General features: G+C 69.2%; 16 protein-coding genes. 12 read left to right on the forward strand and 4 right to left on the reverse strand.

The genetic code is table 11. From position 1 onward, the window contains the following. The first annotated feature begins 55 nt into the window (after positions 1-55). Positions 56-1,345, forward strand: coding sequence for an adenylosuccinate synthase (locus QSK25_RS10675; protein ID WP_285637201.1), 1,290 nt, complete (start codon positions 56-58; stop codon positions 1,343-1,345). Here QSK25_RS10675 and QSK25_RS10680 read toward each other — a convergent pair. Next, a complete protein-coding gene (locus QSK25_RS10680; protein ID WP_285637204.1) occupies positions 1,338-3,794 on the reverse strand; it encodes a M48 family metalloprotease in 2,457 nt (818 codons plus the stop codon). The genes QSK25_RS10675 and QSK25_RS10680 overlap by 8 nt on opposite strands. Positions 3,795-3,939: 145 nt before the next feature. On the opposite strand from QSK25_RS10680, the gene QSK25_RS10685 reads away from it, so the two are divergent. From QSK25_RS10685 to QSK25_RS10700, 4 genes are read left to right on the forward strand one after another with little or no spacing between them, the layout of a single operon-like run. After that, positions 3,940-4,749 carry an ABC transporter permease gene (locus QSK25_RS10685; protein ID WP_285637209.1) on the forward strand — a complete coding sequence of 270 codons (810 nt, stop codon included), beginning with the start codon at positions 3,940-3,942 and terminating at the stop codon, positions 4,747-4,749. Further along, entirely contained in the window at positions 4,734-5,435 is a 702-nt protein-coding gene (locus QSK25_RS10690; protein WP_285637212.1) for an ABC transporter ATP-binding protein, read from the forward strand. Before QSK25_RS10685 ends, QSK25_RS10690 begins: the two co-directional genes overlap by 16 nt. Further along, complete coding sequence (locus tag QSK25_RS10695) at positions 5,419-6,393, forward strand: ABC transporter substrate-binding protein (RefSeq protein ID WP_285637215.1); 975 nt, start codon at positions 5,419-5,421, stop codon at positions 6,391-6,393. Before QSK25_RS10690 ends, QSK25_RS10695 begins: the two co-directional genes overlap by 17 nt. Beyond that, the gene (locus QSK25_RS10700) at positions 6,390-7,514 is read left to right on the forward strand and encodes an LLM class flavin-dependent oxidoreductase (RefSeq protein ID WP_285637218.1); all 1,125 of its coding nucleotides are present in this window, start codon (positions 6,390-6,392) and stop codon (positions 7,512-7,514) included. The genes QSK25_RS10695 and QSK25_RS10700 overlap by 4 nt, the downstream gene beginning before the upstream one ends. On the opposite strand, the gene QSK25_RS10705 is transcribed toward QSK25_RS10700, so the two are convergent. Next, positions 7,504-8,586: a glycerophosphodiester phosphodiesterase gene (locus tag QSK25_RS10705; protein WP_285637221.1), complete on the reverse strand. Its 1,083-nt coding sequence runs from the start codon at positions 8,584-8,586 to the stop codon at positions 7,504-7,506. The genes QSK25_RS10700 and QSK25_RS10705 overlap by 11 nt on opposite strands. Positions 8,587-8,652: 66 nt before the next feature. Next, positions 8,653-10,200, reverse strand: coding sequence for a Na+/H+ antiporter (locus tag QSK25_RS10710; protein WP_285637224.1), 1,548 nt, complete (start codon positions 10,198-10,200; stop codon positions 8,653-8,655). A 146-nt stretch (positions 10,201-10,346) separates the two neighbouring features. Here QSK25_RS10710 and QSK25_RS10715 point away from each other — a divergent pair, with 146 nt between their 5' ends. From QSK25_RS10715 to QSK25_RS10730, 4 genes are read left to right on the forward strand one after another with little or no spacing between them, the layout of a single operon-like run. After that, positions 10,347-12,236: a TRAP transporter permease gene (locus tag QSK25_RS10715; protein WP_285637623.1), complete on the forward strand. Its 1,890-nt coding sequence runs from the start codon at positions 10,347-10,349 to the stop codon at positions 12,234-12,236. Next, positions 12,226-13,203 carry a TAXI family TRAP transporter solute-binding subunit gene (locus tag QSK25_RS10720; RefSeq protein WP_285637625.1) on the forward strand — a complete coding sequence of 326 codons (978 nt, stop codon included), beginning with the start codon at positions 12,226-12,228 and terminating at the stop codon, positions 13,201-13,203. Before QSK25_RS10715 ends, QSK25_RS10720 begins: the two co-directional genes overlap by 11 nt. Before the next feature lie 16 nt (positions 13,204-13,219). After that, complete coding sequence (purD, locus tag QSK25_RS10725; RefSeq protein WP_285637227.1) at positions 13,220-14,476, forward strand: phosphoribosylamine--glycine ligase; 1,257 nt, start codon at positions 13,220-13,222, stop codon at positions 14,474-14,476. Further along, the gene (locus tag QSK25_RS10730) at positions 14,473-15,381 is read left to right on the forward strand and encodes an ADP-ribosylglycohydrolase family protein (RefSeq protein WP_285637230.1); all 909 of its coding nucleotides are present in this window, start codon (positions 14,473-14,475) and stop codon (positions 15,379-15,381) included. Before purD ends, QSK25_RS10730 begins: the two co-directional genes overlap by 4 nt. Here QSK25_RS10730 and QSK25_RS10735 read toward each other — a convergent pair. Beyond that, positions 15,371-16,219: an AraC family transcriptional regulator gene (locus QSK25_RS10735; RefSeq protein WP_285637233.1), complete on the reverse strand. Its 849-nt coding sequence runs from the start codon at positions 16,217-16,219 to the stop codon at positions 15,371-15,373. The two genes, QSK25_RS10730 and QSK25_RS10735, sit on opposite strands and share 11 nt — an antisense overlap. 626 nt (positions 16,220-16,845) lie before the next feature. On the opposite strand from QSK25_RS10735, the gene QSK25_RS10740 reads away from it, so the two are divergent. The 3 genes from QSK25_RS10740 to QSK25_RS10750 are packed head-to-tail and all read left to right on the forward strand — an operon-like array spanning position 16,846 to position 19,202. After that, a complete protein-coding gene (locus QSK25_RS10740) occupies positions 16,846-17,307 on the forward strand; it encodes a hypothetical protein (RefSeq protein ID WP_285637236.1) in 462 nt (153 codons plus the stop codon). Positions 17,308-17,309: 2 nt separating this feature from the next. Beyond that, complete coding sequence (locus tag QSK25_RS10745) at positions 17,310-17,900, forward strand: DUF3558 domain-containing protein (protein ID WP_285637627.1); 591 nt, start codon at positions 17,310-17,312, stop codon at positions 17,898-17,900. 9 nt (positions 17,901-17,909) lie between these two features. Further along, positions 17,910-19,202, forward strand: coding sequence for a hypothetical protein (locus QSK25_RS10750; protein ID WP_285637239.1), 1,293 nt, complete (start codon positions 17,910-17,912; stop codon positions 19,200-19,202). Positions 19,203-19,206 lie beyond the last annotated feature (4 nt).

Consider the following 19,206-nt stretch of genomic DNA (forward strand, 5'->3'; position numbering starts at 1 on the left):
TCTACCCTCACTTACCGGCATTCGCTCGAACCAGTCCAAGTGCTTGGAGTTTCACATGCCGGCCGTCGTGCTGATCGGTGCCCAGTGGGGCGATGAGGGCAAGGGCAAGGCCACCGACATCCTCGGTGAGCGTGTCCAGTGGATCGTTCGCTACCAGGGCGGCAACAACGCGGGTCACACCGTCGTCCTCCCGGACGGTCAGAAGTTCGCCCTGCACCTCATCCCGTCCGGCATCCTCACGCCCGGCGTGAAGAACGTGATCGGCAACGGTGTCGTGGTCGACCCCGGCGTGCTGCTCACGGAGCTCGCGGGCCTGGAGGAGAAGGGCGTCGACACCAGCGGTCTGCTGATCTCGTCGGACGCGCACTTGATCATGCCGTACCACGTGGCCATCGACAAGGTGACCGAGCGCTACCTGGGCAAGGCGAAGATCGGCACGACCGGCCGCGGCATCGGCCCGGCCTACCAGGACAAGCTCGCCCGCGTCGGCGTCCGCGTGCAGGACCTGCTGGACGAGAAGATCCTGCGGCAGAAGGTCGAGGCCGCCCTGGACTTCAAGAACCAGGTGCTGGTCAAGGTCTACAACCGCAAGGCGCTCGACCCCGAGCAGGTCGTCGACCAGGTGCTGGAGCACGGGCAGCACTTCGTGCACCGCATCGCCGACACCCGCCTGCTGCTGAACCAGGCGCTCGATCGCGACGAGATCGTCGTGCTGGAGGGCTCGCAGGGCACCCTGCTCGACGTCGACCACGGCACCTACCCGTTCGTCACGTCGTCGAACCCGACCTCGGGTGGCGCGACCGTCGGCTCCGGTGTCGGCCCGACCCGCATCAGCACCGTGATCGGCATCCTGAAGGCGTACACGACCCGCGTCGGCTCCGGTCCGTTCCCGACCGAGCTCAACGACGACCAGGGCGAGTACCTGCGCAAGCAGGGCGGCGAGTTCGGTGTGACGACCGGCCGCAGCCGCCGCACCGGCTGGTTCGACGCCGTGATCGCCCGCTACGCGAGCCGCGTCAACGGCATCACCGACTACTTCCTCACCAAGCTCGACGTGCTGTCCGGCCTCGAGAAGGTGCCGGTCTGCGTCGCGTACGAAGTGGACGGTCGCCGCGTCGACGAGATGCCGATGACGCAGACCGACGTGCACCACGCCGTCCCGGTCTACGAGGAGCTGCCCGGCTGGTTCGAGGACATCTCGCACTGCCGCACGTTCGACGAGCTGCCCGCGAACGCCAAGGCGTACGTCGAGTACCTCGAGAGCATCATCGGCGCGCGCGTCTCGGCGATCGGCGTCGGCCCCGGCCGCGACCAGACGATCGTCCGCCACGACGTGCTCAGCTGAGAGCCCGCTTCTGCGCCTCGGTCAGCCCGGTCTGCACCTTGCCGAGCTGACCGAGGCCGCTGCTGAACGCGGTCCAGGTCGAGCCGTCGTCGGTCCTGCCGTCCCGGTACACCGCGACGCACGACCTGGCGGCGGTCTCCAGATCCGCCAGCGCGGTGCGCCACTGCTCCGCGATCACGGCGGACGGCGGTTCCGGGAACTCCTCGCGCAGCGCGGGGATCAGGTTCTCGCAGCCCCTCAGGATGGCGGCCGGGTCGCTGGCCCTGACGCCGACGAACACCTGGTCGTTGGCGCGCACCACCGTCATCATGCGGTCCCAGCCGCCGCCGTAGATCCACGTGTTCACCGCGTCGTCGGTGTTCAGCTCGGTGCTCGTGGGTGCCGGCGGCTGCATCGAGGCCGACGCGGACGTCGCGCCGGGCTGCCACGCCACCATTGCGACGCCCAGAACGGCCGCTGCGACCGCGAACCACGGCCGGGAGGGGTGACGGGGCCGGGAGACGTGCGCGAACCCGCCCAGGAGCGCTGCGAGGGTGCCCAGGACGGGCAGGACCTGGAGCGGGCGCGACGCCAGCACGCTGTCGACCTCGGTGCCGTCCAGGTGGGTCAGCCAGATCGCCGCCGTCGCCACGAGACCCGTCAGCCAGGTGGCGAGCAGGGCGCCGACGCGGTCGAGGTGCCGTGCCGCCGTCAGCACCAGCAGGACTTCGACGCCGACCACCGCCACGATCTGCCACGCGGTGGCGACCAATGGCGGATCGATGTTCCCCAGCAGCACGACCGCGACCGCGGCGAGCACCCCGCCGGCGGCTCCGGCGATGACGGCCTCGCGCGGGAACTCACGGCGCAGGACCAGTGGCACCAGCCACACCAGGGCGAGAGCAACGACCGTGAGCACCCGGTTGAAGTTGAGCAGGAACGGGAGCGAGACGGCCTGGAGCGCGACCGCGTCCACAGTGGATGACGCGTAACCGGCCAGCAGATCGAACACGGGCACGATGTTGTTGCGCCACACCGCCTCCACCGCCCGTACCTCGGGGAACCAGCTCAGCAGCGAGTAGACCACCAGCGGGATCGACAGGCCGAGCAACCACGCCTGCCCGCGGTTGCGCACGAGCGTGGCGCAGTGCCCGGCCCAGACGGTCACGAGCACCGCGGTGCCGGTCAGAGCGGCCGAGGCGAGCACGCCCTGGACCGAGAACTCGTTGCGGCTGTAGGCGTCCAGCTGGTCGCCGAGCACGAGTCCGGTGCCGATCGCGAGCCCTGGTACCAGGAACGTGCCGCGGCGCACTTCGCCCGCCGCACCGCGCCAGGCGACCAGGCCGATCAACGCGGCCGCCGGGACCACCCAGACGATCCTCATGACCAGGAACGACTCGTTGCCCTCGTGGTACCAGCCCAGGTTGCGCAGGCCCGTGGTCGAGTGCCACCAGGCGATCTGCACGGCGAGCGCACAGGTCAGCACCTCCCAGAAACCCGGCCGCAGCAACGAGTCCGGGTCGCGCATGGCCGTCGACCGCGCGGCAGGCGCCGGGTGGTGACCGAACCAGCGGCGGTACCAGCTCCTCGCGGGCAGCAGCCGGTACGGGTCCTGGTCGCCCGTCCAGCGCACCACCAGCACGTCCGCGTACTTCTCCCTGGCGCGCAGCACCGCGACCCTGGCGAGGAACACCAGCAGCACCATCACCGCCAGCCGCGAGCCGAGGCTCAACGTGAAGTAGCCCGGGGTCAGGACGACGGGCACCTTCCACGGGGTGCGGGACAACAGCCAAGGGTTGATCAGGGTGAGCACGTACGGCGACAACACCACGACGACGAACGCCCGCCAGACCGCGAGCGTCGCGTACGTGACCGTGACGTCCGCCCGGACGTGGGCGAGCTCGTGCAGCACGATCGCCCTGAACGTCTCGGGCTTGTCGCGGTGGACGCTGAGCATTCCCGCGTTCAGCGAGACGTACTTGCGCCGGTGGTTGCCGAACGCCGTTCCGCCCTCGCGCAGCGCGGTCGGTTCGAGGAGGAAGACCGGCGCCTTGGCGAGACCCGCCTCTGCCACCAGTGCGGCAAGGGTTTCGTGGAGCTCCTCGGGGGCGGGCACGAGTCCGCGCCGGAAGATCCGCCACCTCGGGCGCAGGAAGTAGATCAGCAGAGCGACAGCGGCGAGCAGCGCCAGCCCGCCCAGGATCCAGAACCCCCGCGGTACCAGGAACGGCGCCATGCACGCCCGATAAGCGGCCCACTTGGACTCATCGGGATCCACCGCGTACGTGGTGGTCAGGTAGAGGCCGGACCGCACCTGGCACCGGGCCTCGTCGAACGAGGTGGTCACCGGCCACGTCGCCGCGTAGTGCCCGAAGATCTGCAACGTCGTCGCGACCGCCAGCAGCACCAGCGACGCGAACCTCAGCGTGGTGCCCGAAGGCACCCTCGGTCTGTCCCCCTCCGAAACCATGCCTGCATGTTGATCGTCAAGGACCGCACTTGTCACTCGGCCGTTGGCGGGAAAATGTCCGTGCGGGGATCATCTCGTGTTGCGATGTATTTTCACGATTTGGGCGTCGTTGACTCGTCTCGTGGGCTCGCCTGTACTTCGGCCCATGACCTTGTCCATTGCAGGAGTGGCCGCGCGGCCGAAATCCGCGCCGCCTGTTCAGGCGCGGAAGTTCAAGCTGCCACTGCGGTGGATCAGCCCGGTGGCGCTGGTTCTGCTGTGGCAACTGGCCAGCTCAACGGGTGTGCTGTCACCCGACAAACTCGCTTCTCCGGTCACCGTCGCGCAGTCCGCCGGTGAGCTGATCGCAGACGGCCAATTGGGCGAAGCGTTCGCGGTGTCCATCACGCGCGTTCTATTCGGGTTTCTCATCGGCGGTGTGATCGGCGTGGTTCTCGGGCTCGCTTCCGGCCTTTCCCGCTGGGGTGAGACATTGCTCGACCCGCCGGTGCAGATGCTGCGGACGTTGCCGCACCTCGGGCTGATCCCGTTGTTCATCCTGTGGTTCGGCATCGGCGAGGAGCCCAAGCTCGCGCTGGTCGCGGCCGGTGTCGCGTTCCCGCTCTACCTCAACCTGCACGCGGGCATCCGGCAGACCGATCCCGGCCTGGTCGAGGCCGCGCGGGTGCTCGGCTACAGCCGCGTCGAACGGGTCGTGCACGTCGTGCTGCCCTCCGCCGTGCCGCAAACCCTGGTGGGACTGCGGATCGCGCTCGGCACGGCCTGGCTGTCGCTGATCGTCGGCGAGCAGATCAACGCCGACGCGGGCCTCGGCTTCCTGATCAACAACGCCCGTGAGTTCCTCCGCACCGACGTCGTGGTCGTCGGCCTCGTGGTCTACGCGCTGCTCGGCCTGACGACCGACGCCCTGGTGCGGCTGCTGGAGAGGAGGGTCCTGCGATGGCAAAAGCGGTGAGCGTGCGCGGCCTGCACAAGGCTTTCGGCGCACGGACGGTGCTCGACGGCATCGACCTGGAGGTCGAGCCCGGCGAGTTCGTGGCGTTGCTCGGCCGCAGCGGCTGCGGCAAGTCGACGCTGCTGCGGATCCTCGCGGGCCTCGACCGGGACGTCGAGGGCACGGCCCAGGTCCCCGGCACGGTGTCGATCGCGTTCCAGCAGCCCCGGTTGCTGCCGTGGCGCAAGGTCTGGAAGAACATCTCGCTCGGCCTGCACAGGCCGGACGGCCGGGCGGTCGCCCTGAAGGCGCTGGAAGAGGTGCGGCTCACCGATCACGCCGACGCGTGGCCGCTCACGTTGTCCGGCGGTGAGGCGCAACGGGTCTCGCTCGCCCGCGCACTGGTCCGCGAGCCGGACGTGCTGCTGCTGGACGAACCGTTCGGCGCGCTCGACGCGTTGACCAGGCTCGCCATGCACCACCTGGTGGAAGACCTGTGGGCGCGGCACAAGCCCGCCGTCCTGCTCGTCACGCACGACGTCGACGAGGCGTTGCTGCTGGCCGACCGGATCCTCGTGCTCGACGAGGGCCGGATCGTCGCCACGCACCACGTCGACCAGCCCCGCCCGCGCCGCCGGGCCTCCGTTGTGGAGCAACGCGTCCGCGTGCTCGCCGACCTGGGAGTCGAAGTTGAAGAAGCCGCATAACAGGAGCTGGCTCGGCCTGCTGGCCGCGATCCTCTTCACGACCGGGTGCTCGACGGCCACGCAGTCGCAGGACACCCCGCCCGGTGACGTCGTGCTCAAGGTCGGCGACCAGAAGGGCGGCGCGAAGGCGGTGCTCACCGCCGCCGGGCTCCTGAACGACTTCCCGTACAAGATCGAGTGGGCGACGTTCACCTCCGGCCCGCCCCTGCTGGAGGCCGCGTCCGCGGGGGCGATCGACCTCGGCGGGGTCGGTAACACACCGCCGATCTTCGCCGCCGCAGCGAACGCCAGGATCGCCGCGGTCGGTGCCTCCAAGGGACAGGTCGAGGCCGACGCGATCCTCGTGCCGGAGAACTCGCCACTGCGGGCGGTCACCGACCTGAAGGGCAAGAACATCGCGGTGGCCAAGGGGAGTTCGGCGCACGGCCAGGTCCTGCTGACGTTGCGTGAGGCCGGCCTCACGACCAAGGACGTCACGCTGAACTTCCTCCAGCCGGCCGACGCTTACGGCGCGTTCACCCAGGGCAAGGTCGACGCCTGGGCCGTCTGGGACCCGTACACCGCGCAGGCGCAGCAGGAGGCCAAGGCCCGCGTGCTGACCACCGGCGAGGGCAAGTCCAACGGTTACGGCTTCCAGGTCGCGGGCCGCAAGGCGTTGGACGACAAGGGGAAGAACCCGGCGATCAAGGAGTACCTGATCCGGTACTACAAGGCGCAGAAGTGGGCCGACACGCACCGCGAGGAGTGGGCGAAGGCGTGGGCGGCGGAGACGGGACTCAAGTACGAGGTCGCGCTCGCCGCGGTGAACCGCAACGGCGACCAGAACGTGAAGATCGACGACACCCTGCTGAAGTCGCAGCAGGAGCTCGCGGACGCGTTCACCGAGGACAAGACGTTGCCCGGCAAGGTCGACTTCGCGAAGTTCGTCGACACGCGGTTCCAGGGAGATCTCTCATGAGCATCACGCTGCACTGGTTCCTGCCGACCTCCGGTGACGGCCGCACGGTCGTGGAGCACTTCCACGCCAACCGCGCGCCCGCGGCCGGAGCCCGCCGTGAGCCGGACATCGACTACCTGGCGCAGATCGCGCGCACGGCCGAGCAGGTCGGGTTCACCGGCGTGCTCACGCCGACCGGCACGTGGTGCGAGGACGCCTGGCTGACCACGGCTGCGTTGATCGCGCAGACGAAGACGCTGAAGTTCCTGGTGGCGTTCCGGCCCGGCGTGCTCTCGCCGACGCTGGCCGCCCAGATGGCCTCGACCTACCAGCGGATCTCCCGCGGGCGGTTGTTGCTCAACGTCGTGACCGGTGGCGATTCCGTTGAGCAGCAACGGTTCGGCGACTGGCTCGACAAGGACCAGAGGTACGCGCGCACCGACGAGTTCCTCCAGGTCGTGCGCGGCATCTGGACCGGCAAGCCGTTCACCTTCCACGGCGACCACTACCAGGTGCGGGACGCGGCCGTGCTGGCCGCGCCGGACCCGGTGCCGCCGATCTACTTCGGCGGGTCGTCGGACGCCGCGCTGCCGGTGGCGGCCGCGCGCGCCGACGTCTACCTGACCTGGGGCGAACCCCCGGCGGACGTGGCGGAGAAGATCGCGCGGGTGCGGGCGTTGACGGACCGGCCGATCCGGTTCGGCATCCGGCTGCACACGATCAGCCGGGACACCTCCGAGGAGGCGTGGGCGGCGGCCGCGAAGCTGCTGGACGCCCTGGACCCGGCGGCGGTGGCGCAGGCGCAGGCCCAGCTCGGCGCGTCGGAATCCGTCGGCCAGCAACGGATGCTGGCGTTGCACGGCGGTGACCTCAGCCGGGGCGTGCGCGGCCTGGAGATCCACCCGAACCTGTGGGCGGGCGTCGGCCTCGTCCGCGGTGGCGCGGGAACGGCGCTGGTCGGGTCTCACGAGGAGGTCGCGGACCTGATCGAGGAGTACCACTCCGTCGGCATCGAGGAGTTCGTGCTGTCCGGCTACCCGCACCTCGAAGAGGCGTACTGGTTCGGTGAGGGCGTGCGGCCCCTGCTCGAGCAACGCGGGTTGCTCTCCGGGGACCGCACGCTCGCACTCGCTAGCGCTTGACCTTGGCCTCGACGGCCGTGTCGGGGTTGTCCGCGAACACGCCGTCGATGCCCTGCCTGAAGAACAGGTCGTACTCCTCGAAGGCCCGGCCGTACGCGGCCGGGTCGGTCGAGGACCGGAAGTCCGCCGGCAGGAACGAGTTCTCGTTGCGGAACGTCCAGGAGTGCACGGTCAGGCCGACCCCGTGGGCGTCCTTCACGACGGTGGTCGGCGCCTTCAGGAACCCGTTGGCATCCCGCGGGATGATGATGTCCTTGGTGAGGCCGACACCGTCCGCGTACGACCGCACCTCGCGCAGCCCGGCCGGGGTGACCAGGTCGGCGTAGGTGCGCTTGTCCCCGGCGACCACGAAGTCGTAGGGCTGGCCCGAGCCGTTGACGAGCTGGACGATCGGCACCCGCAGCGAGCGGTTGAGCTCCTTGAGGTTCGCGACCTCGAACGACTGCACGAAGACCTTGGCGCTGCCGCGGTTCAGCCCGTTGCGGTTCAGCGTGTCGACGAGCTTCGGCTCCAGCGCGAGACCGATCGACTTGAAGTACGTCGGGTGCTTGGTCTCGGGGTAGATGCCGATCTCGCGGTGCAGTTCGCGGGACAGGCGCCGGGAGAGGTCGATGACCTCCTGCAGCGTCGGGATCTCGAACCGGCCGTCGTAGAGGGTGTTGCGCGGGCGGATCGCGGGGATGCGTTCCTTGGCGCGCAACGTCTTCAGCTCGGCCAGCGTGAAGTCCTCGGTGAACCAGCCGGTGACCGCGACACCGTCGATCGTCTTGGTCTTCCTGCGGTCCGCGAACTGCGTCTTCTCGGCGACGTTCGTGGTGCCGCCGATCTCGTTCTCGTGCCGGGCGACCAGCTTGCCGTCCCTGGTGGACACCAGGTCGGGCTCGATGAAGTCGGCGCCCATGCGCGCGGCGAGTTCGTACGCGGCGAGCGTGTGCTCCGGCCGGTACGCCGACGCGCCGCGGTGCCCGATGACGATCGGGCCCTTGTCGTCGTGTGCCGAGGCGGAAGGCAGCGACGCCACCACCGCACCGGCGAACACGAGCACTACGGCGGCAAGACCTCTCCGGTACATCGATCGACCTCCCATTTCGTGGTGAGAGCGCACCCAAGCATCGCAACACGAAATGCAGGTGAACGGTTACTCACGGGAGAGTGCGGCTTCCTCCAGGTCCAGTTCCCGCATCACCCGGAACAGCACCTCGTCGTCGATCTCACCGGCGTCGCGGGCCTTGACGAACTCGTCACGTTCGGCGCTCAGCATCACCCGCCGCAGCCTGCGGTACGCGGCCGCCGGGTTCTCCTCCTCCTGGCGCCCCAGGCGTTCCCACGCGGCGTTGCCCCGGTGCTCGGCGAGCGCGCGCAACTGGTCGCGCACGTGGTCGGGAACGTCCTCGACCTCCTCGTCCAGCCGCGTCACCGCCGCCTGCGCCGCCCGGTGCTGCACCTGCGCCTCCGCCAGCGCGTCCTGGCGCGCGTCGTCGCCCGCGAAGCCGATCTTGTTGATCAGCCACGGCAACGTCATGCCCTGCAGCAGCAGCGTCGCGACCGTGACCACGAAGGCGCAGAACAGGATGATGCTCCTGCCCGGCACGTCCTGCGGGATCGCGGCGGCCGCGGCGAGCGTCACCACGCCGCGCATGCCGGTCCAGGCGATCACCGTCACCTGGCCGAGGTGCGGTTCGCGTTCTTTCTCCTGGATGCGTTTCGACAGGTACCAGGGGATGTACGTGGCCGGGTACATCCACACGAACCGCGCGAGGATCGCGGCGAGCAGCACGGCACCGGCTCCGAGCAGCAGCGCGGCGTCCAGGTCGACGTCGGCGATGATCGCCGACACCTGGAGCCCGATGAGCGCGAAGACGAACGCCTCCAGCAGCACGTCCAGCGCCTTCCAGAGGGCCGCGTCCTGCAACCGCGTCGAGTACCGGCCGCGCGGTGAGTGGTGCCCGACGTACAGGCCCGCCACGACGACCGCGAGCACGCCGGAGACGTGCGCGACCTCTTCCGCGAGCAGGTAGGCGCCGAACGGCACGAGCAGTCCCAGCGCGCTCTCCAGGACGCCCTCGCAGAGCCGCTTGCGCAGGAACCTGACCACCACGCCCACGAGCAGACCGACCGCGATGCCACCAGCGGTGACCAGCAGGAACAGCCCGACGCCCTGCCAGGGGGCCATCGCGGCACCCGCCGCGGCCGCCACCGCGACCTTGAACGCCGTGAGCGCGGTGGCGTCGTTGATCAGGCTCTCGCCGACCAGCAACGTCATCGCCCGCCGTTGCAGGCCGAGCTTGCGTCCGATCGCGACGGCCGCGACGGCGTCCGGCGGTGCCACGACCGCGCCCAGCACGAGCGCGGCGGCGAACGGCAGGTCCGGGAACACCAGCTTGGCCACGACGCCGACGACCACGGTCGTGAACAGCACGAGCCCGACCGCGAGCAGGCCGATCGGCCGCAGGTTCGCCCGGATGTTGAGGTAGGAGCTGTCCAGCGCGGCGCTGTAGAGCAGCGGCGGCAGCACCACCAGCAGGATCAGGTGCGGGTCGAGCTCGAACTCGGGCACGCCCGGTATGAACGAGACCACGAGACCGACGGCGACCAGCACCAGCGGTGCCGACCAGTTGAGCCGGCGCGCGATCGCCGTGACGATCAACGCCCCGAGGAGCAGCAGCAGAAGTTCAGGCCCGTGCATGCTGCTCATTCTGCGTGTTCCGGCAGGCCGCGCAGTCTTTGCAGTCCCTTTGGATTGATCCTCTGGGGCTGTGATCGGCCCCACAGTACGGTCGGTCCGTGGCCAACCCGGACCTCGCCCGCATCGTCGCGGAGCACGACGAGGAGATGCCGTCGCGATCGCTCTCCCCCCGGTGGGAGCGAGCGCTGTGGATCGCCGGCCTGCTGATCGCACTGCTGGTGCTCAAGCAGGTCTTCTTCCCGTTCGCCAAGGGCAGCCAGTACTACCTGATCATCTTCCTGGCGGTGACGCTGCCGCTGGTGTTCCTCGCCTACGGCCGCGGGCACACGCCGCCGTGGTGGGACTGGGTGCTGGCTTTCGTGTCGTTCGTGGTGGGCGCCTACCCGCTGTTCGGCGGCTACGACGAGTTCCTGAACCGGCAGGGCCAGCTCACGACGCTGGACGTGCTGGCGGGGTCGCTGCTGCTGGTCCTGATCCTGGAGGCGTGCCGGCGCACGACCGGCTGGGTGCTCCCGGTGGTGTGCCTGGCGTTCATCGCCTACGCCTACTACGGTGGGTTCCTGCCGCCTTCGTGGTCGATCTCGCACTCCGGCGTCGACTTCCCGCAGATCATCAACGGCTTCTTCAACGACTCCAGCGGGTTCTACGGCACGCCGCTGGACGTGGCCGCGACCTACATCGTGCTGTTCACGATCTACGGCTCGGTGCTGAACGCCTCCGGTGCCGGGAAGTTCTTCGTGGACATCAGCTTCGCGGCGTTCCGCAAGTCGCGGACGGCTCCCGGACGCACCGCCGCCACGGCCGGATTCCTGCTGGGCACGGTCTCGGGTTCCGGTACGGCCACCACCGTCTCGCTGGGTGCCGTGACGTGGCCGATGCTGCAGAAGGCCGGTTACCCCAAGGAGAACGCGGGCGGGCTGCTCGCGGCGTCCGGCATCGGCGCGATCCTGTCGCCGCCCACGCTGGGCGCGGCGGCGTTCATCATCGCCGAGTACCTCGAGGTCTCGTACCTGTCGGTGCTGGGCTGGGCGATCATCCCGACCCTGCTGTACTACCTGGGCATCGCGCTGGCCGTCGAGGCCGACGCGCGGCGCTTCGGTGCCCGTCCGGTCGACGTGGACGCGCCGCGGTTCTGGGACGTGCTGAAGCTCGGCTGGTACCACTTCCTGTCGCTCGGGATCATCATCGTGTTCCTGGCGATGGACATCCCCGTCTACAAGGCCGTCGTGTACGCGACCGGGGTGGCCGCGCTGTTCGCGTTGATCAACCACCGGCGCGAGTGGCCGCGGCTGATCGCGGACGCGCTGTCGGTGGGCGTGCGGTCGGCGTTCCCGGTGATCGCGGTGTGCGCGGCGGCCGGTGTGGTGACGTCGACCATCACCAAGACCGGGCTGGGGCAAGCGCTTGCGGGGTCGTTGGTGGACCTCGCGTCCGTGATCAGCTCGGAACCCGTCGTGGTGCTGATGCTGACGGCCGTGCTCGCGGCCGTGGCGGTGTCGGTGCTCGGGCTGGCCGTACCGGTGACGGCGTCGTTCATCATCTCGTGGGTCGTGATCGGGCCGGCGTTGATCACGCTGGGCGTCGAGCCGGCCGAGACGGCGATGTTCATCTTCTACTACGCGGTGTTGTCCGAGGTGACACCGCCGACTGCCCTCGCGGCCGTCGCCGCCGCCGCGCTGACCGGCGGCGACGTGATGAAGACCATGTGGCAGACGTGGAAGTACACGCTGCCCGCGTTCCTCGTGCCGCTGGCGTTCGTGCTCACCGACGCCGGTTCGGCGCTGTTGCTGCGCGGGCCGTTGCTCGACTCGGTGTGGGCGTTCGGAGCGTCCGCGCTGGGGGTCGCGGCCCTGGCCGTGCTGACCGGCGGCTGGCTGTTCGGTCCCGCGCGCTGGCCGGAACGCGTGCTGTGCGCGCCGGCCGCCTTGTTCCTGCTGTACCTGCAACCGCTGACGATCGCCGTCGGGGCCGCGTTCCTCGTGGCGGCCGTGGTGGTCCACCTGGTGACCCGTGGGAGGGTTCGTGATGCTGCGTAAGTACGCGATCGGCGCGATCGCTTTGGCGCTCGTGGTTTCCGGGTGTGGCGGCAAACGCACGCCCACCACGCCGGACGCCTCCTCGGGCGGCGCGTCGTGCGAGGCGTCGGACGGGCGGATCACGATCGCGACCGGCAACTCCGGTGGCGTGTACTTCGTGGTCGGCGGCGGCCTGGCGAAGCTGATCTCCGACAACTCGAAGCTGAAGGCGTCGGCGGCCGAGACCGGTGCGTCCGTGCAGAACATCCAGCAACTCGTGTCCGGCACGTACGACATCGCCTTCTCGCTGGCGGACACCGCCGCGGACGCCGTCAACGGCACCGGGGCGTTCAACGGGCAGAAGCAGAAGGTCGCGGCCCTGTCGCGGATCTACCCGAACTACACGCAGGTCGTGGTGCGGGCGGACTCCGGCATCAACTCGATCGCGGACATGAAGGGCAAGCGGATCTCGACCGGCTCGCCCAAGTCCGGCACGGAGGTCATCGCGGGCCGCCTGCTGAAGTCGGCCGGTCTCAACATCGATTCCGACGTGCAGGCGCAGCGGCTCGACCTGACGAAGACCGCGGACGGCATGAAGGACGGCAGCATCGACGGTCTCATCTGGTCCGGCGGCCTGCCCACGCCGCAGATCACGGACATCACCACGTCCATGAAGGACCGGGTGAAGTTCATCGACATCACGCCGTTGCTGCCGGAGATGAAGAAGCTCTCCCCGGTCTACGACACGGCGCCGATCCCCGCGGCGACCTACGGGCTGGCCGAGGTTCCCACGATCGTGGTGCCGAACCTGCTCCTCGTGCGGGAGGACTTCGCGGCCAACAACGCCTGCGCCGTCACCAAGTTGATCTTCGACAAGAAGGCTGACCTGGAGAAGGTGCACCCGGCCGTGAAGGACATCGTCAAGGACAAGGCCTCGGCCTCCGAGCCCGTCCCGCTGCACCCTGGGGCGAAGCAGGCGCTGGGCTGAACTACGCTGGGTCATCGTGCGCGTCCTGGTCATCGGGTCTGGAGCCCGTGAGCATGCCCTTGTCCTCGCGTTGTCGCGCGACCCGCAACTGACTGCTTTGGCGTGCGCGCCGGGCAACGCAGGCATAGCCGGTCACGCCGAGATCTACGGCGTGGAGGTGTCCGACGCCGCGGCCGTGGCCGGCCTGGCGAAGGAGTGGAAGGCCGACCTCGTCGTCATCGGCCCCGAACAGCCACTGGTGGTCGGGGCCGCGGACGCGGTCCGCGCCCTCGGCATCCCGTGCTTCGGCCCGTCGAAGGCCGCCGCCTGCATCGAGGGGTCCAAGGCGTTCGCCAAGGACGTCATGAACGCGGCGGGCGTGCCCACGGCGCACAGCGAGGTCGTGGACAACCCGGCCCGCCTGGACGCCGCCCTCGGGCGCTTCGGACCGACCTGGGTCGTCAAGGACGACGGACTCGCCGCCGGCAAGGGCGTGGTCGTCACGTCCGACCTGGCCGCGGCCCGCGCGCACGCGATGACGTTGCTCGACGGCGGCCACCCGGTGCTGCTCGAGTCGTTCCTCGACGGCCCCGAGGTGTCGCTGTTCTGCGTCACCGACGGCGTGTCGGTGGTGCCGCTGATCCCGGCGCAGGACTTCAAGCGCGTGGGCGACGGCGACGCAGGCCCGAACACCGGCGGCATGGGTGCCTACGCGCCCCTGCCGTGGGCCCCTGAGGGCCTGGTGTCCGAGATCGTGACGCGGTGCGTGCAGCCCGTGGTCGACGAGCTGCGCGCCCGCGACACCCCGTTCGTCGGTCTGCTGTACGCCGGTCTGGCGCTGACGTCGTCCGGCGTGCAGGTGATCGAGTTCAACTGCCGCTTCGGCGACCCGGAGACCCAGTCGGTCCTCGCCCTGCTGAAGTCGCCGATCTCCGCTCTGTTCCTGGCCGCTGCCAACGGGTCGCTCGGTTCGTTGCCGGCTCTGGAATGGGAGAACGGCTACGCCGTGACGGTCGTGGTCGCGGCCGAGGGCTACCCGAACCGCCCGCGCACCGGCGACGTGATCACCGGCGCCGAGTCCGAGGGCGTCCTGCACGCGGGCACCCGCCGCCGCGAGGACGGCGCCGTGGTCTCCAACGGAGGCCGCGTCCTGTCCGTCGTGGGCACCGGCAAGTCGCTGGCGAAGGCCCGCGAGCGCGCCTACAAGCGCGTCGCGGACATCCACCTCACCGGCTCGCACCACCGTTCGGACATCGCCCTGAAGGCAGTGGAAGGAAAGATCACCCTGCCGTGAGCCTCCTGGGTTGCGTGCTCGGTGGAGCCGCGGGAGACGGCCTCGGTGCGCCGATCGAGTTCACGTCGATCGACAACATCCGCCGCTCCCACGGCCCCGCCGGCGTGGTCGACCTCCCTTCGCTGGAGATCACCGACGACACCCAGATGGTGCTGTTCACCCTCGAAGGCCTGCTGCTGGCCCGTCAGCACGGCATCGACCCCCGTCTGACCGTGCGGGCGGCCTACGCGCGCTGGCTGCACACGCAGGGCGGCCCGCCGGTCGCTGATGACGGCTGGCTGATGGCGGACCGGCGCCTGCACTCCCGCCGCGCCCCGGGCCACACCTGCATCACGGCCTTGAAGCACAACGAGAAGAACAACTCCAAGGGCTGCGGCGGCGTCATGCGCGCCGCCCCGGTCGCCGTCTGGTCCTCAGACGTCCGCGAGGTCTTCTCGCTGGCCGTCGACACCGCCCGGATGACCCACCACCACCCCAGCGGCTACCTGTCAGCCGGCACGCTGGCCGTGATCGTCCAGGCGCTCCTGGCCGGCGCGGACCTGCCGTCCGCGGTAGGCGTGGCGCGCGCCGAACTGGTCCGCTGGGACGGCCACGAGGAGCAGTCCTCGTTGCTGGACAAGGTGATGACGCTCGGCCCGCTGACCCCGGAGGAGATCGAGTCCTCCCTGGGTGGCGGCTGGGTGGGCGAAGAGGCCCTGGCCATCGGCCTGCACGCCGCCCTCGTCGGTACCGACTTCGCCTCCGCCGTGCGCATCGCCGTCAACCACTCGGGCGACAGCGACTCGACGGGTTCGATCTGCGGCAACATCCTCGGAGCCCGCGACGGCGTGGACGCGATCCCGGCGCCCTGGCTGTCCGTCCTGGAACTGCGCGACGTGATGGAACGCCTGGTGCTCAGCTGGTGACGGGAATCCACAACTCGGCTTTGGCCTGGTCCCCGTCGATCTGCGTGCGCAACATCTGCGGCCCCTCCGCGCTCTCGTAACTGTTGGACGGGAACCACTGCGTGTAGATGTCCCGCCACATGTACTGAATGGTCTCCGGATAGGGCCCCTCAGCGGTGAAGACCGCCCACGTGCCTTTCGCGACTTCGAGGGTCTCCATGTCCTCGGGCGCTGCCTGGCTCGTCACCACACCCTGGAAGTAGTCGAGCATCGAGCCCTCCTCGACACCTTCCTGGTTGAACGTGAGCGCCAGCATCCCCGCCGGTTCCCCGTCGCTGAGCGCCTTCATCCGTTCCAGCGTCGGCATCCCGATGCCCTTGACGAACTCCACGATCGCCGGGTTCATCCCCACGTGCACCAACGGCACCCGCGTCCCCCGCCCGACAACCCGGAACGCGTCCTTCTCGACAACCCGGTACTCCATGCTCGTGCTCCCCTCGATGGTCAACCTGAACGTGAGGATCTGCTGCGACCGCAACGCCTTCTTGTCCTGACGAGCCTCCTGGGGCCCAACCCCGTGCATGGCCCTGAAGGCCCGCGCAAAAGCCTCGTTGGACCCGTAACCCCACCTGACGGCGATGTCCAACAACGACCCCTGTCCACTGAGGACCTCGCTGGCCGCCTTGGTGAGCTTCCGCCGCCGCACGTACTCGCTGATCGGAATCCCGGCCAGCGCACTGAACATGCGCCGGAAGTGGTACTCGCTGGTGCCCGCGATCCGCGCGAGCACCCGGACGTCGACCTCGCCTTCGAGGTCGTCCTCGATGCGGGCCATGGCCTCGTTGAGTCGCTCCAACACGTGGTCAACGCTATGGGCTCAGGTCGCCGCACACCCGACAACCTGTGCCCTATCCGATCGCCTTCCGCACCTCGTCCGCGAGGCGGAGTTCGGGTCGCAGTCGGGTTCGTTGATCGGGGGCATCGTGGCGTACCGGCGGATGGGCAGGTCCGTCTTGAGGCCGTTCCCGCGACCGCGGCGGTGCGACTCGGGCGTCGACCGCCTGGCACACCGTGATGGCTTCCTTCACCCTTCACCCTTCACCACGGCCTACGGCGCAGGCTCGAGCGTGCAAGCATCGATCAAGGCCACATCCGCGATGATCAATCAAACCCGCCGTTTCTCAGGGCGCCTGAAATAGCGGCACGGTATGCGGCGGGAACGGATGAGGCTGCTGATGCCAATGGTGCGGCCGACAGGGCTGTTGCGGGCCGTTCACGTGTTCCCCCAGGCAGTCGAGCGCGTTCGTCCTCTCCCGGCTGCCGAACGTGCCGGAATCGGCGCGGTGCGCCACCAGGAACGACACTGAGCGTGAGGTGGAACCGACGGCGGGTGGTCTTCGTCCAACCACAGGTACGTCTTACGCAGGCGTTGGTAACCTGCGAAGCGGGACCGAACCGTTACCGACCGTACGGGGGTATGACGTCGTGACACAGGAGAACGCGGGGGCGGGTGCCGTTCTCGGTGCCGCTTCGGCAGTGACGGGCGGCATGGCGGGTGTGGCGTTCGGCGCCCTGAAGGCCGCCGACGCGGTCATGGACCGCGTCACGCAGGGCTTCGGGGGTGGCGGGGGGACCCAGAAGTTCCACGTCGAGAAGGACACCGTCCTCCAAGCGGGCAAAGTCGTCCACGAACAGTGGATACTCCTCAGCAAGGCGTACGACCGCTGCGCCGGCAAATTGCGCATCGTCACGACTGACGGAAAGGTGACGTCCGACGTCGTCACCGCTTGGAACGATCGGCTGGTGTTCAACCCCGATTCCTATGCCAAGCGAATCCGGGCCTACATGACCGTTCTTGAGAGCCTTTCCGACCAGTTGAAGGCGTCGGCCGAGCAGTACGGGCTCAGCGAGGACGACATCAAGGCGACGTTCAAGCCGAAAGCGTGAAGATGCAGATTTCCAAGCTCGCTGCCGTCGCGGTTTTCGTGGCGGCTCTGTCGGCCTGCAGCACCGGCGGGGAAAAGGGAAACCCCACTCCCGCGCCGCAGACCGGCAGTTCCACCGGCAACGACTCGGGGGGCAAGTTGCCCGAGCGTCCGGGCAGCCTCCCGGTGAGTTCGGTCGACCCCTGCAAGCTGCTGACCGCCGATCAGATGAAACAGATCGACACGCTCGACAGCAGGCCGGAGAACCTGAAGCTCGTGGAAGGCGCTGATTCGCCCGTCTGCCACTACTCCAACGCCGGTCGGTTCACCTACACCATCGGCGCCGTGGCGCACAAAGGCGTCGATTACTGGCTTTCGGGTGGTGGAAACGTTACGACTACCGCCACCAAGGTCGGTGACTACGGTGCGGTGAAGATCGAGCTCACTGGTGGTAGCGGATTCGACTGCTCTTACGCGGTCGACGTCGCTGATGGTCAGCAGCTGATGGTCAGTTACATCCCCAAGACGACTGACGAAAACGATCAGGCGGTGCTGTGCGGCAAAGCTGAGAAGGCCGCTGGTCTGGCGCTCGCGACGCTCAAGACATTGAAGTGAGGGGGAGCCATGTCGGGATATCGGCAGCTCACTGACTGGAACTTCGACGGTTGGTCCAACGAGGATCTCGCGAACGAGGTCCAGAAGCTCTCGGGCACCACGGCGGCCACCCAGTTCGGCGAAGCCTCCGCCGCGCTGCGCGACCTCGCGAACACCCTGGAGTCAGTCGACCAGACGATCCGGGACCAGCTCAAGGTCCTCAAGATCGACTGGGGTGGCGCCACCGCAGAGAAGAGCCACACCAAGACGGACGTGGTCGCCGCGGGGTTGGACGACAGCAGCCAGGCGTCCAACGAGAGCTCCAAGGCGATGACGCAGCAGGGCGAGAGCACCAGCCAGGCCCGCTACAGCACGCCTCCGTCCCAAGACCTGCGCGGTGACACGGAGCAGAACTTCGGCGACAAGGTCGGCGGTTTCTTCGGCATCGAGACCGACCACGCCAAGGAGGTCGCGGCCACCAACGCGGCCCGCCAGCAGGCCATCGACAGCCTCAACGGCTACGTGAACGGCAGCCAGAACTCGCTCAACGGGTTCCGCGCGCCGAACACCCCGCCGGACATCGTCGTCGCCAGCGGCGCCGTCTCCACCTCGGTCGGCCCCGCCGTCACCCCCGGCACCGGCGCCACACCCGGCATCACCGGCGGCCCCGGCTACACGGGCAGCCCCGGTGGCACGCCCGGCTTCACCGGCACGCCGGGCACCTCGATCCCGAACATCCCCGGCAACTCCACCGGCGTCATGCCCGGCACAGGCCCCGGCACCCCCATCGCGGCGGGCCCTGGCCTGCCCAAGCCGATCGGCACCCCGCCCATCGGTCTCGCCGCCGCTGCCACCGGCGCGGCCGCACTCGCCGGTGGAGCGACGGGGGCGCGCGGCGCCCAGGTCGTCGGCGGTGGACGTGGTCCGAGCCAGGCGCCCAAGACGCCCATCGCGCCCACCGGTCCGAAGGGGGCGCCCAGCACCATCGGCGCGGGTGCCAAGGGTGGGCCCGGCGGTGGAGGTGCCGGTGGCGCGGGCGGTACCGGTGTCGCGGGCAAGGGGCCCGGTGGCGCGATGACCCCTGGCGGTGCCAGTGGTGTCGGGCCCGAGGCGAACCGTGCCGGTGCTGCTGCGGCCGGCAAGGGTGGCGTCGGTGGCAAGGGCGCCGGATCGCTCATGTCGCCCGCTGCCAGCGCGGCCAAGGGTGAGGGCGAGGAGGATGGCGAGCACGTGCGCAAGTACGGCGTCGACTCCGACGAGATGTTCGGTGATGACCGCATGGTGGTTCAGTCCGTCATCGGCGAAGACCCGAAGGACAAGTAGATCC

This window comes from Lentzea sp. NBRC 102530, from assembly GCF_030269365.1.
In the GTDB taxonomy this organism is placed as follows: Bacteria; Actinomycetota; Actinomycetes; order Mycobacteriales; family Pseudonocardiaceae; genus Lentzea.

Coding starts and splice junctions, on each gene's coding strand:
- QSK25_RS10700 (WP_285637218.1), top strand. CDS start 6,390: ATGAGCATCACGCTGCACTGGTTCCTGCCGACCTCCGGTGACGGCCGC.
- QSK25_RS10675 (WP_285637201.1), top strand. CDS start 56: ATGCCGGCCGTCGTGCTGATCGGTGCCCAGTGGGGCGATGAGGGCAAG.
- QSK25_RS10685 (WP_285637209.1), top strand. CDS start 3,940: ATGACCTTGTCCATTGCAGGAGTGGCCGCGCGGCCGAAATCCGCGCCG.
- QSK25_RS10690 (WP_285637212.1), top strand. CDS start 4,734: ATGGCAAAAGCGGTGAGCGTGCGCGGCCTGCACAAGGCTTTCGGCGCA.
- QSK25_RS10680 (WP_285637204.1), bottom strand. CDS start 3,794: ATGGTTTCGGAGGGGGACAGACCGAGGGTGCCTTCGGGCACCACGCTG.
- QSK25_RS10720 (WP_285637625.1), top strand. CDS start 12,226: ATGCTGCGTAAGTACGCGATCGGCGCGATCGCTTTGGCGCTCGTGGTT.
- QSK25_RS10710 (WP_285637224.1), bottom strand. CDS start 10,200: ATGCACGGGCCTGAACTTCTGCTGCTGCTCCTCGGGGCGTTGATCGTC.
- QSK25_RS10745 (WP_285637627.1), top strand. CDS start 17,310: ATGCAGATTTCCAAGCTCGCTGCCGTCGCGGTTTTCGTGGCGGCTCTG.
- QSK25_RS10705 (WP_285637221.1), bottom strand. CDS start 8,586: ATGTACCGGAGAGGTCTTGCCGCCGTAGTGCTCGTGTTCGCCGGTGCG.
- QSK25_RS10750 (WP_285637239.1), top strand. CDS start 17,910: ATGTCGGGATATCGGCAGCTCACTGACTGGAACTTCGACGGTTGGTCC.
- QSK25_RS10715 (WP_285637623.1), top strand. CDS start 10,347: ATGCCGTCGCGATCGCTCTCCCCCCGGTGGGAGCGAGCGCTGTGGATC.